General features: G+C 61.9%; 13 protein-coding genes. 7 read left to right on the top strand and 6 right to left on the bottom strand.

All coding sequences use genetic code 11. The features are described from left to right. Positions 1-11: 11 nt before the first annotated feature. From FEZ59_RS17670 to FEZ59_RS17660, 3 genes are read right to left on the bottom strand one after another with little or no spacing between them, the layout of a single operon-like run. The gene (locus FEZ59_RS17670; RefSeq protein ID WP_019744953.1) at positions 12-884 is read right to left on the bottom strand and encodes an ABC transporter permease; all 873 of its coding nucleotides are present in this window, start codon (positions 882-884) and stop codon (positions 12-14) included. After that, positions 877-1,698, bottom strand: a complete 822-nt coding sequence (locus FEZ59_RS17665; RefSeq protein ID WP_019744954.1) for an ABC transporter ATP-binding protein — start codon at positions 1,696-1,698, stop codon at positions 877-879. Before FEZ59_RS17665 ends, FEZ59_RS17670 begins: the two co-directional genes overlap by 8 nt. Then, positions 1,695-2,774, bottom strand: coding sequence for an ABC transporter substrate-binding protein (locus tag FEZ59_RS17660; RefSeq protein ID WP_019744955.1), 1,080 nt, complete (start codon positions 2,772-2,774; stop codon positions 1,695-1,697). Before FEZ59_RS17660 ends, FEZ59_RS17665 begins: the two co-directional genes overlap by 4 nt. A 277-nt stretch (positions 2,775-3,051) precedes the next feature. Here FEZ59_RS17660 and FEZ59_RS17655 point away from each other — a divergent pair, with 277 nt between their 5' ends. Then, positions 3,052-4,014 carry a sigma-70 family RNA polymerase sigma factor gene (locus FEZ59_RS17655; protein WP_060938147.1) on the top strand — a complete coding sequence of 321 codons (963 nt, stop codon included), beginning with the start codon at positions 3,052-3,054 and terminating at the stop codon, positions 4,012-4,014. Here the strand turns inward: FEZ59_RS17655 and FEZ59_RS30430 are convergent. Further along, positions 3,990-5,711, bottom strand: a complete 1,722-nt coding sequence (locus FEZ59_RS30430; protein WP_029256036.1) for an FUSC family protein — start codon at positions 5,709-5,711, stop codon at positions 3,990-3,992. The genes FEZ59_RS17655 and FEZ59_RS30430 overlap by 25 nt on opposite strands. Before the next feature lie 187 nt (positions 5,712-5,898). On the opposite strand from FEZ59_RS30430, the gene FEZ59_RS17645 reads away from it, so the two are divergent. After that, positions 5,899-7,077 (top strand): acyl-CoA dehydrogenase family protein, encoded by a 1,179-nt coding sequence (locus FEZ59_RS17645; protein WP_046380016.1) that lies wholly within the window; start codon positions 5,899-5,901, stop codon positions 7,075-7,077. Positions 7,078-7,081: 4 nt separating this feature from the next. On the opposite strand, the gene FEZ59_RS17640 is transcribed toward FEZ59_RS17645, so the two are convergent. Further along, on the bottom strand, positions 7,082-7,708 hold the full coding sequence (locus FEZ59_RS17640; RefSeq protein ID WP_019744959.1) for a TetR/AcrR family transcriptional regulator: 627 nt from the start codon (positions 7,706-7,708) through the stop codon (positions 7,082-7,084). After that, positions 7,705-8,361 carry a TetR/AcrR family transcriptional regulator gene (locus FEZ59_RS17635; RefSeq protein ID WP_070385585.1) on the bottom strand — a complete coding sequence of 219 codons (657 nt, stop codon included), beginning with the start codon at positions 8,359-8,361 and terminating at the stop codon, positions 7,705-7,707. Before FEZ59_RS17635 ends, FEZ59_RS17640 begins: the two co-directional genes overlap by 4 nt. Positions 8,362-8,544: 183 nt before the next feature. On the opposite strand from FEZ59_RS17635, the gene FEZ59_RS17630 reads away from it, so the two are divergent. Genes FEZ59_RS17630 through FEZ59_RS17610 form a run of 5 tightly spaced genes read left to right on the top strand, consistent with a single transcriptional unit; the run spans position 8,545 to position 14,048 of the window. After that, positions 8,545-10,101, top strand: a complete 1,557-nt coding sequence (locus FEZ59_RS17630; RefSeq protein ID WP_042952734.1) for an NAD(P)/FAD-dependent oxidoreductase — start codon at positions 8,545-8,547, stop codon at positions 10,099-10,101. Continuing rightward, the gene (locus FEZ59_RS17625; RefSeq protein WP_172932964.1) at positions 10,101-11,033 is read left to right on the top strand and encodes a metal-dependent hydrolase; all 933 of its coding nucleotides are present in this window, start codon (positions 10,101-10,103) and stop codon (positions 11,031-11,033) included. The genes FEZ59_RS17630 and FEZ59_RS17625 overlap by 1 nt, the downstream gene beginning before the upstream one ends. Beyond that, complete coding sequence (locus FEZ59_RS17620) at positions 11,030-12,121, top strand: PDR/VanB family oxidoreductase (RefSeq protein WP_021332197.1); 1,092 nt, start codon at positions 11,030-11,032, stop codon at positions 12,119-12,121. Before FEZ59_RS17625 ends, FEZ59_RS17620 begins: the two co-directional genes overlap by 4 nt. Then, positions 12,118-12,618 carry an SRPBCC family protein gene (locus tag FEZ59_RS17615; protein WP_021332196.1) on the top strand — a complete coding sequence of 167 codons (501 nt, stop codon included), beginning with the start codon at positions 12,118-12,120 and terminating at the stop codon, positions 12,616-12,618. Before FEZ59_RS17620 ends, FEZ59_RS17615 begins: the two co-directional genes overlap by 4 nt. Continuing rightward, entirely contained in the window at positions 12,615-14,048 is a 1,434-nt protein-coding gene (locus FEZ59_RS17610; protein ID WP_046379078.1) for an aldehyde dehydrogenase family protein, read from the top strand. The genes FEZ59_RS17615 and FEZ59_RS17610 overlap by 4 nt, the downstream gene beginning before the upstream one ends.

The raw sequence follows: 14,048 nt of genomic DNA, 5'->3' as shown, positions 1-14,048 counted from the left end.
TGAAAGTGTGGTCAGGTGGTGACGCGCCAGCGCGAGAGCCGACGTTCGATCAGGACCAGAATCGCGTTGATTGTCAGACCCAACAACGAGATCGCGACGATGCCCGCATACATGTTCGGGATCTGGAAGTTGAGTTGGGAAGCGGTGATCAGATACCCGAGACCGGCTTTGGCCCCGACCATTTCGGCGGCGATCAGCACGAGAATCGACGACGCGGCGGCCATGCGGATACCCGTGAAGATCGTGGGAACTGCGGCGGGCAGAACCACCTTCTGGAACAGCCGAATCGAGGAGAACCCCAGCGAGGCAGCGGACTTGATCAGCAGGGGGTCCACTGTTCGCACACCGGAGATCGTGTTGAGCAGAATCGGGAAGGTGCAGGCGTAGATCACCAGGGCGATCTTCGATTCCTCACCGATTCCGAGAATCAGCACGAAGACGGGAAGCAGAGCCAAGGCTGCTGTGTTGCGGAACAATTCGAGAATCGGGTTGAGGAAGTCGGAGACCGGGCGGTACCAGGCGATCGCGATTCCCAACGGAATCGCGATCGCAATGGCCACGAAGAATCCGGTCAGGGCACGCGTCAGACTGGCCGAAACATGCTCTTGCAATTGTCCGTTCTCGGCGAGAGTGAAGAATGCGGACACAACTTCGGTGAAAGGCGGGAGGAAGACCTTGTCCACCAGCCCGAGCCGAGGTGCCGCTTCCCAGATCCCGAGGAAGATCGCGATCGCAATCGACGGCTTGGCAATCCGCCAGGCGGTGGAACCAATGTAGCGCGCCGCCTTGCCGCCGGCCTGGCTCCGCTGCGCAATGTCAGGTGTTTTGTCGGGCAACGGTTTCGGGGTGGCGACCACCTCCGGCGTCGCCAATGCGCTAGACATGTGCAACCTCCTTGGCAGGATCGAGTTCGCCGGCCCGAGCGCGCTCGACTTCACCGTGCAGCAGCGTCCAGATCCGGTGCCGGAACACACGGAACTCCTCACCTGATCGCACGTCGTCGCCGGACCGGTCGATGTTGATGTCGACGATCGTCTTGACGCGCCCCGGCCTCGAAGTCAGTACTGCAACACGTTGCCCGAGGTAGATGGCCTCGTCGATTCCGTGGGTGATGAACAGGATGGTCTTGCCGGTGGCCTTCCAGATGCGCAGAAGCTCGTCCTGCAGCGACTCTCGCGTCTGTGCGTCCAGCGCTGCAAATGGTTCGTCCATCAGCAACACTTCGGGATCGAATGCCAAGCTGCGGGCGATCGCGACTCGCTGCTTCATTCCACCGGACAACTCGTGCGGATAGCGATCCGCGAAACCTTGCAGACCGACCAGTTCGAGGTAATGCTCGGCGAGCTCGCGCCGCTCGCTCTTCTTCACGCCCTTCGCTTCGAGTCCGAACTCGATATTGTGACGTGCAGTTCGCCATGGAAGTAGCGCGTATTGCTGGAAGACGATTCCCCGATCCAAGCCTGGGCCCGTGATCTGCTTGCCGTCCAGAAGGATTCGACCAGAAGTGGGCGAACTGAGTCCTCCGAGGAGGTCCAGCAGAGTCGACTTGCCGCAACCACTCGGCCCGACGAGGACCAGGAACTCCCCCGGCGCCACGTCGATGTTGATGTCCTCGACCGCGGTGAAAACTTCGTCGGTCCCACGAATGTCGAACTGTTTGGTGACGTGCTCGAGCCGTAGTTTCGGTTCTGTGCTCATTTTGCTGCCTCCAGTGCCTGTCCGTCAGCGCCGCTGTCGGGTGAATACGTTCCGTTGGCGTACGGGTTGAATTCGTTGGTGTAGATGTCCGACGGCTTCAACTTTCCTTCTTCGAGTTCACCGTTACGGGTGAGCCAGTCGATCCACGTGCTGATCTCGGTATCGGTGATCGTTCCGCCGGGACCGGCGACTCCTGGGCTCTTCCAGTAGCTGATGAGCTTGGTGTCCTCGTTGCGTCCGCGGCTGTTGATGATCGACGTCAGCTTCGCGATCACTTCTTCTCGTGGGTGCGTCTGGGTCCAGCGAATGGCCCGTGCTGTTCCCTGTACGAAATCGGCGACCGCCTCCTTGTTCTGCGCGATGTAGTCGTCACGGAACACCAACGTGCCGTAGGTGAACGAGCCGAACAGCGATTCGTCGGTGAACAGCTCGCGAAGACCACCGCGTTCGAGCGCTGAGTCACGGAAGACCGAGCCGAGGGTGGCGACATCGATCTGTCCCTGCCGCAGCGCCTGTTCCGTGTTGACCGGCGGAACGACGATCAATTCAACCTGCTTGATCTCGTCAGGCGTAAGTCCCTGCCGCGCAAGCCATTCACGGACGACGAACTCGTGGTGCGCACCGAGGGTGTTCATCCCGACCTTCTTGCCGATCAAGTCCTTCGCCGACTTGATCGGACTGTCGTCGAGTACGTAGTACCCGTTGAAGCTCTCCTTGTCGGAGCCGTAGTACCCGATGACCGAGGTGATCGGTGAACCGGCGGAAGCCAACTTCACCACCGCACCGTTGAACGCTCCACCGAACTCGGTTTGACCGGTCGCTGCGTTCTGAATGCTCTGAGGGCCGCTGGTCGTATCGCCGATCCAGTTGAGCTCCACGTCGTTGAAGTAGCCGAGGTCAGCGGCCAGTTCGGGGTAGATGACCTGTCCGGTGCTGCCCTCGTACCGCAGGACGGTCTTGCCGTCGGCGGTCTTGACGACTTCGTCGGAGGAGCCCGAGCAGGCAACGGCAAGGCTGGACAGAGTGACAAAGGCGACGGCCGCGGCTACCGAGCGCGCGAAACGAGGGCGAATCATGAAGTTGCTTCCTGTAGAAGATGATTGGTTCAGTTCTCGGCTACACCTGTCCGGAGCGCCGTGTGCGGCGCTCGGCACAGGCAGGTGTGGGGAATGTCAGTTCAACGACAACAGTTGAGCGACATGAGCGGGAAAGACCGAAACACGTGAGACTCCAATGAATGTGAAGACAGAATCGAGCCGTTAGTAGTGCCGAAACCATACGTCGGCACCCACTACCTGGGTCAACGGTTACATTCATGCCGGATTTAATGTGTGAGGTCCGTATCATGAGGGCATGCTTTCGCCGACGACTGCGCAGGACTTCGAGCAACACCGTGGCCACCTGACGTCGGTGGCCTACCGTCTCACCGGAAGTTTCAGCGACGCTCAGGATGCGGTGCAGGAGGCATGGATACGCTTGCAAGTCGCACAATCGAGACAAGGAAGCGACCTCGAGATCCGGGAGCTGCGCGGATGGCTCACCACTGTTGTCGGTCGGATCTGCCTCGATCATCTCAAATCGGCCGCAGTCAGAAGAGAAAGCTATGTCGGACAGTGGCTTCCGGAGCCGATCGTCACGCCCGTCGACGCCACCGCGGGCACACCCTCAGCGACACCCGATCCGCTGGAGTACGTCGTGACGCAGGAACAGAATCGTTTTGCGGCCCTCGTCGTCCTGGACACCCTTACTCCCGCTCAGCGCGTTGCCTTCGTCCTGCATGACGGCTTCGACGTGCCCTTCGCCGAGGTTGCGCGCATCCTCGACATCGAAGTAGCCACTGCCCGTCAGTTGGCCTCGCGGGCCCGTAAAGCCGCAGCGTCGGCGCCGGTCCCGGTCAGTAGCGAGGAGCATGCTGCCGCCGTCGAGCGATTGGTGACGGCTATCGCGAGTGGAGATCTGAACGCCGTGATCGATGCACTCGATCCCGATGCCGTCCTGATCGGTGACGCAGGCGGAACGACCCGCACGGCTGTCAACATTGTGCGCGGCAGCGATCGTGTGGCGCGGTTCTACCTGGGATTGGCCCGCAAGTACGGACCGGCAGCGGTGTTCTCGATGTCACCGGTTCTCGTCAACGGACGGCTCGGCGGTGTATTCGCCGGCTCACCAGGGGATGACCAGTACCCGAAGTTCGCCGCTCGCGTTGCCGGCTTCACTGTCCGCGACGGAGTTGTGTGCGCAGCCTACGACATTGCGAATCCAGCCAAGTTCAGCGCTGTGCCGATGCTCGATCACACCGAACCCGAACGCAAGTAACGAGACTCCCATTCCTCGAGGTGTGATCTGGACACCTGCGTTCCGAACCACAGTCGGTGCAGTACATCCGATCCCAGATGATGCAATTCGGTGTGCGTCCTCCACTGCTGCGACGCCCACTCGGGTTCGTTGTGGGCGGCGTCGATCCCGGCCATCGCGCTACCTCGCAGTTCGAAGTCCAGGTCCCGTCGAAGCTCCGAAAGCTCCGACCAATTCGCCTGTGGTGCATAGTGCCTCGCGCGGATTTCGGTCAGCAGCTTGAACAGGACGCTACTCGCCCGTTCGTCGACCCAGATCAGAGTGCGTCGATGCGCACCGCGCCCCACCGTCCACAGGACCACCAACGCCACGACGACGCCGATTGCAGTCTCGAGCATGCGGCTGAGGATCAGATGTTGGACGGTCCCGTGCGCACCACCGGCCGCGCCGAGGAGAATCGCGAGGGCGGTGATGAAGATGACGGCTATCCCGTAATTCCGCACCAGGAACAGCTCGATCCCGGCCATCAGGACTGCAAGTACCGCCACCAACCACAGACCGGTCGGACTCCAGGCGTAGATGGCACCCAACAGAATCAACCCGAGGACGGTTCCGCCGATGCGGTGAATTCCGCGATAGGTGCCCAGTATTCGATCCGGTCCTTGATGAAGGACCATCGCCGCGGCGATCACCGCCCAGTCTGGGCGATCGATGCCGAGCAGGACGGTGAGGGTTCCCGCGGCCATGCAGGCAATGGACAGCCGAAGTGCCGTGACCGACGCTCGGCTGGACGGATTGCAGGCGCGGAGGAACCGATATCGGATCGTCGGATCGGGCAGAGGCGGGTGAGCCCCGACCTCGTCGACGTCGAACGCGGGGTCCGCCATGAGCTCCGGATCGTGGTCGTCGGAGATCGCTCTGGCCATCGAGATCTGCGCTCGTTCGAGTTCACGGGTCAACGGATGGTCTTTCCCGACGATTGCGCCGCGGTAAAGGCACTGCCACGCGTCGTGCAGCCGAAGTGCTGCAGCGTGGCGTTTGTCTCGCGTGAGTTCGGGTGGGGCGTACGCCGCCTGAGCGTCCGTGTACTCCGCAACGGCCGATACGGCTGCCTGTACAGCGCTGCGTTCGACAGCTCTCGGTGCCCACAGGATTCCCGTCATCGAGACGACCACCGCGCTGATCCCACCGATTGCCGTCCACATCGCGACCTCGACCGGCGGCTGGCCGGGAGTGGCGATCACGGAGCTGATCTCGGTGGTGAGCAACAGAAAGAACGCGCCCGGTGGACCCAATCGAAGCGCGTCGACGGTGAAGGCGCAGGTCGACACCACGACGGCCATGATCAGCACGACAAAGACGAGCAGCACCGTCGGCGCTCCCTCGGCGATGGCTCGGTGGACGGGCTCACCCACTGATGCCCCGATGAAGGACAGGATCGTCAGCGCCGTCGCGGCGATACCGACTGCCTTCCACCTGCTCCGGTACGGACGACCCTCACCGTAGATCGATGCAAATGCACCGAGACCGACCAGGAGCGAAGCAGACCCGAATCCGAGCAGTGTGGCGATGGCCGCCGGAATCGCCAGGGCGAGGGCGACGCGAACCGCTCCGGGGTACCTGTTTCCCACCGGCGGCAATCCGAACAGGACGCTGCGCGCCGGCCGCGGAGCCGGGAGGTTGGACTCGTGACCCGCTGATGTTTCTTCGGGGTCCACTGCCCATCCTTCGCGCCGGCCTGTTCGTGTCTGTGTCCTCCCATTCTTGCGGGCGGCCGACGTGGAATTCGAGGCGGGTCCGGAGGTCGATTCGACTACCCCGTTATTGACACTCTGTCAACAGTGTGGATGATAGGTGGAGTCGGATCCGCTCGCGGGTCGCACTTCATCGATCGGGAGAATCACGATGACGCAAGGATCTACCGCAACCCGAACCACCGAACGCCGGTCCCCGTGGATGGACGACGAATTGGAGGCCGTGGCCGACCTGGCAAGGAACTTCTTCGCCAAACACGTCACACCGCATCAGAAACGCTTCGCGTCCCAGGGTTTTCCCGACAAATCCGCATATCGGGAACTCGGGACGCTCGGGCTCGCCGGCATGTCGATCCCCACCGAGTACGGCGGCGGAGGAGGAACGTTTGCGCACGACGCCGTGCTGTTCCACGAGCAGGTCATGGCGGGTGATCATTCACTCCAACTCGGCGTGCACTCGGGAATCGTGCCGCACTACCTCAATGCCTACGCCGATCACGAGCACAAACTGCGCTGGCTACCGAAGCTGGTGAGTGGCGAGTGGGTGGGCGCAATCGCCATGACCGAGCCCGGCACCGGATCCGACTTGCAGAACATCACCACCCGCGCCGTCCGCGACGGTGACGACTATCTGATCAGCGGCGCAAAGACATTCATCTCGAACGGTCGCAATTGTGATCTGGTGATCATTGCCGCCAAGACCGATCCCAGCCTCGGAGCGCGTGGAGTGTCGCTCATCGTGGCCGAGGTCGATGACAACACACCGGGTTTCGAGCGCGGGCGAATACTCGAGAAGGTCGGACAGAAGGGCCAGGACACCACCGAGCTGTTCTTCGACCGCTTGCGGGTGCCTGCAACAAACCTGCTCGGGGACCGCGAAGGCACAGGGTTTGCCCAGCTGATGCAGCAGCTACTGCCCGAACGATTGATCTGCGGAGTTGCAGCCACTGCGGCAATGGAGCGTGCCGTCGCCCTCACCGTCGAGTACACCAAATCCCGAAACATGTTCGGACAAACGCTCTTCGACCTGCAGAACACCCGCTTTGAACTTGCCGAGTGTGCGTCCATCGCTCGTATCTCACGAACGTTCATCGACGACTGCATCGTCAAATACCTTGCCGGGCAACTCGATGCGACTACCGCCGCGATGGCCAAGTACTGGCTCACCGATCAGCAGTGCGCCGTGATCGACCGCTGCGTGCAACTACACGGCGGGTACGGCTACATACTCGAATATCCCATCGCTCAGATGTACGCCGACGCTCGTATTCAGCGAATCTACGCCGGATCGAACGAAGTCATGAAAGACCTCGTGGCGAGATCACTCTGAGCAATCAGGAATCCGCCTCGCACGCCGGCAGAACGTCACGCACGATGGCGAGCAAACTGTGTACCAGCAGAAGGTGCACCTGTTCGCGGTCGAGCGCTCCCGTCACCAACCACTGCTTACTGGCGGCCTTGGCCAATCCTCCGTACGCCACGATCATCGAATGAACAGCAGCCTCGCTGCCTTCACTCGGTCGAATCTCGAGCGCATCCATCATGCGTCGCGCAGCAACGTCGTCAGCGTCCTGCAGGATCCGGTCCATCTCGGGGTCACGGCGGAGGTCGTCGGACATGACTGTCGAGATCCACATGTCGCGATGACGCCAGGCGACGTCGAGCCACCGATCGATCACGGCGCCGATCCGCTTCTCCTGGCTCGCCGATCGCGGAATGCGGTCCACCGCCACTTCGGGAATGAAGACGAATCGCCGCACGACGTCGAGGTACAACTCCCGCTTGGAGCCGAAGTAATGATTGAGCAGCGGACGACCGACCCCGGCCGCCTTGGCCAACTCGGTCATCGAGACGTCGGCAAAAGACTTCTCCTCGAAAACCTTTGCCGCGCTGACAATGATCTGCTCACGCCGGTCTTCAGGACCGAGACGCTTTCCGCCTGTGGCCGACGCGGACGTCATTCTTTTCTCGCGGGCGTGCTGTCGACCGTCGCCTGCGCTTCGACCATGAGCGAAATGTGTTCCACCAAACGCTTTCGAGAGATCTTGGAGGACGGGGTGTGCGCCTGATAGATGAACGCGAGGGCACCGAACAGCCCCACCGAATTGAGTTCGGAGTTCGCGGAGTCGGTTGCCTCGCCGCCGTACATCAGCTCGAGCGACGCGGAGATCGGATTGGTGAACTCCGCCATCAATTCTCGCCCTCGATCCCACAGCGCAGGTTCCGCCTGGGATTCGACGAACATGATGCGTCCACGGCGCGGATCCTTGAATACGTAGGTGGTGAAGGCCTTCACCACGTGACGGATCAGGGCCGACGGTTCGGAAGGCGCCGCCTCGAGAGCGTCCAGAATAGTGTCGCGTGCCCCGAGAACGACCTCGTCGAGCACGGCGACCAGCAGTTCGTCACGATTGGCGAAGCTCTCGTAGAAGTACCGTTCGGTCAGCGCAGCCTCGCGGCAGGTCGCACGCATGGTCGCGGCGGCCGCACCCTCGGTGCCCATGATCTGCAACCCGGCTTCGATCAGCTGTGCCCGGCGCGCGGCGCGGCGATCTTCTGGTTCCTGCCCACGCCACCTGCGCGGGCCGGTGCGCCGAGCCTCGGTATCCGTCATGTCCCCATGTTCTCACTGACCGGCAGTGCTCTCGACCTCAGGTTATCGCGGCGACCTCGGCAAGCGAACTGACATCGCACGATGTCAATCAATTCAATTCTGACATCAATCGCTGTTGACATCACTTGATGTCAGACTTACTCTTCGTTCAGTTGTTCACGCACCAATCAGGAGGCGTCACACATGGTCGACATCGACCCAACCTCGGGGCCATCGGCCGGTGACGAGGAAACTCGAACTCGCCGAACACGAGTCGTCGTCATCGGAGCCGGTTTCGGCGGCATCGGAACGGCTGTCCGCTTGAAGCAGTCCGGGATCGACGACTTCGTCGTTCTGGAACGTGCCGCGGAGCCCGGGGGGACCTGGCAGGTCAATACCTACCCCGGTGCACAGTGCGACATCCCGTCGATTCTGTACTCGTTCTCGTTTGCGCCCAATCCGAACTGGACGCGGCTGTATCCGCTACAGCCCGAGATCTACGACTATCTCCGGGATTGCGTCCATCGCTTCGGACTGGCCGGTCATTTCCACTGCAACCAGGACGTGACAGAAGCTTCGTGGGACGAGCAAGCCCAGATCTGGCGGATACACGCTGCGGAAACCGTCTGGGAGGCACAGTTCCTGGTCGCGGCCACCGGCCCGTTCAGTGCCCCCGCCACACCCGACCTTCCCGGGCTCGAATCGTTTCGTGGTCAGATGTTCCACACCGCGGACTGGAACCACGACCACGACCTTCGCGGTGAGCGGATAGCCGTGGTCGGCACCGGCGCCTCTGCGGTGCAGATCATCCCCAGACTGCAACCGCTCGCGGACACGTTGACCGTGTTCCAGCGGACACCGACGTGGATCCTGCCGCATCCGGATCAGCCGATGACCGGCTGGCCAAGCGCTCTCTTCGAGCGGGTGCCGCTCACCCAACGACTGGCACGCAAGGGACTCGACCTGCTTCAAGAAGCCCTGGTACCCGGATTCGTGTACAAGCCGTCACTGCTCAAAGGGCTGGCCGCACTCGGCCGAGCACACCTTCGCCGGCAGGTGCGGGACCCGGATCTTCGCGCAAAGCTGCTCCCCCACTACGCATTCGGATGCAAGCGTCCGACGTTCTCGAACACCTACTATCCCGCGCTGGCGTCACCCAATGTGGAGGTGGTGACGGACGGAATCGTCGAGGTGCAGGAGCGCGGAGTTCTCACCGCGGATGGCGCCTTCCGGGAAGTCGACACCATAGTCATGGGAACCGGCTTTCGGATGGGAGACAACCCGTCGTTCGACATCATCCGAGGCCAGGACGGCCGCAGCCTCGCACAGACGTGGAACGGCAGTGCCGAGGCCTTCCTCGGCACCACTATCAGCGGTTTTCCGAACTTCTTCATGATCCTCGGCCCCAATTCCGTGGTCTACACCTCACAGGTCGTCACGATCGAAGCCCAGGTCGAGTACATCGTGAGCTGCATTCTTCAAATGGACGAGCGCGGCATCGGCAGCATCGACGTCCGCGCAGACGTGCAACGCGAGTTCGTACGCGCGACAGACCGCCGACTCGCCACCAGCGTGTGGAACGCCGGTGGGTGCAGTAGTTACTACCTCGTCGACGGCGGTCGCAACTACACCTTCTATCCCGGATTCAACCGATCATTCCGGGCCAGGACCAAACGAGCCGACCTCGCTCACTACGCGCAGGTACAACCCGTCTCGTCCGCAGCACTCACCACTGCTCGAGAAACCGTGAGGAGCCGATAATGCTCGGCATCAACGCCTTCCGAGGCACACCCGTCGTCGCACCGTCCGGCGCTCGCCGCTACACCGACGAAGCACATGCGATCGCCGCCCGTGACGTCGAATTCGACTGGGACGGCGTACCACTGCATTACGTGCCGAACGAACCGATGGTCACCCACGTCATCAACTTCATGCATCTCGTGTTACCCGAAGGAGAGCGGGCCATGTCCGCAACGCTCGCCGAAGCACTCCCGCTCATCGAAGACACTCGCCTGCACGAAGAGGTGGTGGGATTCGTCGGCCAGGAAGCAACACACGCGTCGTCGCACAAAGGTGCACGCGAGCATCTTGCGGACCTCGGCATGGAGATGAAACCGATGTCACGCCGGATGGACTGGCTCGTGGACAAGATATTGGGCGACAAAGGATTGACCGGAAAAGCCAAGCACGCCTGGCTCTGTGAACGTCTCGGCTTGTTTGCCGCCATGGAGCACTACACGGCAGTGGTCGGGGAATGGCTGCTCACCGATCCCGCCCTCGAAGATGCCGGCATGCACCCGATGATGCTCGACATGGTGAAGTGGCACGGCGCCGAGGAAGTCGAACACCGCAACGTAGCCTTCGACGCCTACATGTACGTGGACGGCAGCTACGCCAGACGCGTTCGCACGGCGCTGCTGGCCAGCTTCACGTTGTTCGTGCTGTTCATCGCCTCGATGAACTACCTGTTCCGACAGGACCCGTCCACGACGAAGGGCCGACTGTGGCCTCTCCAACTGATAAGCGCCACCCGTCGTGGCCTGGTACCCAACATGAAATTCCTGATCACCGAGATTCCTCCGTATCTGCGGCCGAGCTTCCATCCTTCCCAGATCGGGGACATGGACGTCGCCATGCGTTACCTCGCTCGCTCGCCTGCTGCCAATCGTTCTTCCGAAGCGAGCGCAGGATGAACAAGACGACTGCCGACAGTTCCCACGACGCACCCGACTTCACACCGACCCGGTCGTTGAGGTTTGCCGCGCAAGCCACCGGCGCATACCGCCGAATCTTTGCAGCAAGTCCAGCAGCGCAAATACTTTCGCGCCCCAGCCCGGTCCGCTACAGCGGGTTCGACATGACTCTGGACGTGAAGTCCGTCCGGTCAGAGTGCGACGACGTCCTGAGTGTCACCTTGACCCCGAGGGAAGGAATCACCCTTCCGTCGTGGATTCCCGGCGCCCACCTCGACATCTTTCTCCCCTCGGGAAGGCAACGACAGTATTCGCTGTGCGGCGACCCCGACGACTTGTCCTCGTATCGGATCGCCGTCCGGAGGATCGACGAGGGTGGGGGCGGCTCGCGCGAGATACACGAGTCGCTGAAACCCGGCATGGTTGTGGACGTCCGAGGGCCACGCAATGCATTTCCGTTTGTCGCTGCTCCGTCGTACCTCTTCGTTGCGGGCGGAATCGGGATCACTCCGCTCCTTCCCATGGTGCAACGTTGTCACCGCCGCGGAATCCCGTGGCGTTTGGATTATCTCGGACGATCTCGGACGGCCATGCCATTTCTCGACGAGATCGAGGAATACTCCAGCGGCCGGGTAACCATCCGACCGGACGACGAGTTGGGCCCGACGGATATCGAAACACTGGTCACTGCTGCGGATCCCGGTGCCGCGGTGTACACGTGCGGACCGGCGCCGCTGATGAACATGGTGCGCGCGGCGACCTTCGCCGGCAATCCGACCGGATCGGTGCACAGCGAGAGGTTCTCCCCACTCCCGGTAGTCGACGGCAAGGAGTTCACGGTGCATCTGGCGCGCACCGGTCTCACCGTCGATGTGGGCGAGTCCGAAAGTGCTTTGGCTGCGATACGACGTGCACTTCCCGGAGTCGCGTATTCCTGCCAACAGGGCTTCTGCGGTACGTGCAAGGTTCGGGTGCTCTCGGGGAGCGTCGATCATCGAGACACCTTGCTCACCGAATCCGAACGTGCCGATTCGATGTTGACCTGTCGATCACGTTCCACCGGTGCTTCTTTGGTGGTGGACCTGTGAGGGGAAAATTCTCTCTTGCGGCAGCCGACGCAGACTTCGTCCGATCCGCGCCGCTGGTGATCACTCACCGGATCGAATCCGAAGCGACGTGCGAAAGCTTGTGGCAGACGTTGACCGCGGACGGAGCGCTCACGTCGTGGGCGCGCGGGATCACCGGAGCCGACTGGACCTCGGCCAGACCATTCGGCATCGGGACTACCCGAACCGTGCGCGCCGGCGCTTTTGCTGCACTGAACGAGAGATTCTTCCGCTGGGACGAGGGGCACCGAATGACGTTCTACGTGGAGTCGGCGTCACTGCCGGGGTTCAAACGCTTCGCCGAAGATCTGGTGCTGGAACCGACTTCGACAGGCAGCCGCCTCACCTGGACATTCGCCGTACAAGCGCAGCCGTGGTTCGCCCCGATTCTGGCTCTGTCCCGACCGATCCTCGAACGCGTCACTCGCAGCTGGGCCGACGGCGCCGTCCACCACACACTTCAAGGAACTCCACAATGACGGCGACCGAGATCGACACGACCACACAGGCGTCCGACGACACGGTGACACAGGCAGTGCGCGACGCCCGAACTGCTTCCGAGTGGTGGGCAGAACTGACATTCGAGCAACGCGCTCGTCGACTGGATCGGTGGCGTGGAATCATCGCTCGTCGAGCATCCGAACTCGCCGACGTCGTGCACCGGGACATGGGCAAGCCGCACCCTGACGCGATGCTCGAAATCGCCATGGCACTCGAACATCTCGCGTGGGCGTCGAAGAATGCCCGAAAGGTATTGGGCAGGCGCAGCGTCCGCTCCAGTTTGTTGACGGTCAATCAGGCCGCCTCGGTGGAGTATCGACCTCTCGGGGTGATCGGTGTGATCGGTCCGTGGAACTATCCGGTCTTCACCCCACTCGGTTCGCTCTCGTTCTCGCTGGCTGCAGGCAACGCCGTGGTCTACAAGCCGAGTGAGTTCGCGCCGGCAGTCGGGCAATGGTTGGTCCGAGCGTTTGCCGAGGTCGTCCCTGAACATCCTGTGCTGCAAGTTGTCACAGGCGACGGTTCGGTCGGCGCGGCACTGTGCCTGGCCGGTGTCGACAAGATCGGGTTCACCGGATCGACCGCGACGGGCAAGAAAGTTATGGCAGCGTGCGCCGGGACCCTCACACCGGTGTTGATGGAATGTGGCGGTAAGGACGCGCTCATCCTTGATGCCGACGGAAATGTTGGTGCCGCCGCGGATGCTGCGGTGTGGGGCGCATTGTCCAACTCCGGTCAAACCTGTCTGGGCGTCGAGCGTGTATACGTGCACGAACAGGTATACGACGAGTTTATCGACAAGACAATCACTTTGGCTGCCCGAGTTCATGCGGGCCCGGGGGCCGAAGACAAGATCGGTCCGATCACCATGCCCTCGCAAGTGGCTGTAATCCGGCGCCACATCGACGACGCGGTGTCTCGAGGTGGACGTGTCGTTCTCGGAGGGCTCGGCTCGATCTCCGGCCAGTATGTGCAACCGACCATCATGGTCGACGTCCCCGAAGACAGCCTCGCCGTCACGGAGGAAACTTTCGGCCCGACGATGACGATCACCAAGGTCGCCTCGATGGACGAGGCGGTGGAGTTGGTCAATGCGTCGCCATATGCATTGGGAGCAAGCGTGTTCGGCAAGGATGGAGTGGCTGTTGCCGATCGGCTCCGATCCGGAGGAGCGTCGGTGAACTCTTACGTGATGTATGCCGCGGTTCCCAACCTGCCACTGGGTGGGGTCGGAGCATCTGGTTTCGGACGCGTTCACGGCCCAGATGGTCTGAAGGAGTTCACCTATGCCCGGTCGATGACCAGGCAACGATTCCGTTCGCCCCTACCACTGACGACGTTTCGACGGACCGCCCGAATCGACTGGCTGGTCAAGGTTCTCATCCGCGCTCTACACGGAAGGCACTGA

The sequence above is a fragment of the Rhodococcus sp. MS13 genome, assembly GCF_013277835.1.
Classification (GTDB): Bacteria; Actinomycetota; Actinomycetes; order Mycobacteriales; family Mycobacteriaceae; genus Rhodococcus_F; species Rhodococcus_F erythropolis.
The sequence above is the reverse complement of the archived record's forward strand: the minus strand, read 5'-3'. Positions and strand labels throughout refer to the sequence as shown.

Bases quoted from the DNA above. Each gene is read 5' to 3' on its own strand.
- FEZ59_RS17670 (WP_019744953.1), bottom strand. From the start codon at position 884: ATGTCTAGCGCATTGGCGACGCCGGAGGTGGTCGCCACCCCGAAACCG.
- FEZ59_RS17665 (WP_019744954.1), bottom strand. From the start codon at position 1,698: ATGAGCACAGAACCGAAACTACGGCTCGAGCACGTCACCAAACAGTTC.
- FEZ59_RS17660 (WP_019744955.1), bottom strand. From the start codon at position 2,774: ATGATTCGCCCTCGTTTCGCGCGCTCGGTAGCCGCGGCCGTCGCCTTT.
- FEZ59_RS17655 (WP_060938147.1), top strand. From the start codon at position 3,052: ATGCTTTCGCCGACGACTGCGCAGGACTTCGAGCAACACCGTGGCCAC.
- FEZ59_RS17645 (WP_046380016.1), top strand. From the start codon at position 5,899: ATGACGCAAGGATCTACCGCAACCCGAACCACCGAACGCCGGTCCCCG.
- FEZ59_RS17640 (WP_019744959.1), bottom strand. From the start codon at position 7,708: ATGACGTCCGCGTCGGCCACAGGCGGAAAGCGTCTCGGTCCTGAAGAC.
- FEZ59_RS17635 (WP_070385585.1), bottom strand. From the start codon at position 8,361: ATGACGGATACCGAGGCTCGGCGCACCGGCCCGCGCAGGTGGCGTGGG.
- FEZ59_RS17630 (WP_042952734.1), top strand. From the start codon at position 8,545: ATGGTCGACATCGACCCAACCTCGGGGCCATCGGCCGGTGACGAGGAA.
- FEZ59_RS17625 (WP_172932964.1), top strand. From the start codon at position 10,101: ATGCTCGGCATCAACGCCTTCCGAGGCACACCCGTCGTCGCACCGTCC.
- FEZ59_RS17620 (WP_021332197.1), top strand. From the start codon at position 11,030: ATGAACAAGACGACTGCCGACAGTTCCCACGACGCACCCGACTTCACA.
- FEZ59_RS17610 (WP_046379078.1), top strand. From the start codon at position 12,615: ATGACGGCGACCGAGATCGACACGACCACACAGGCGTCCGACGACACG.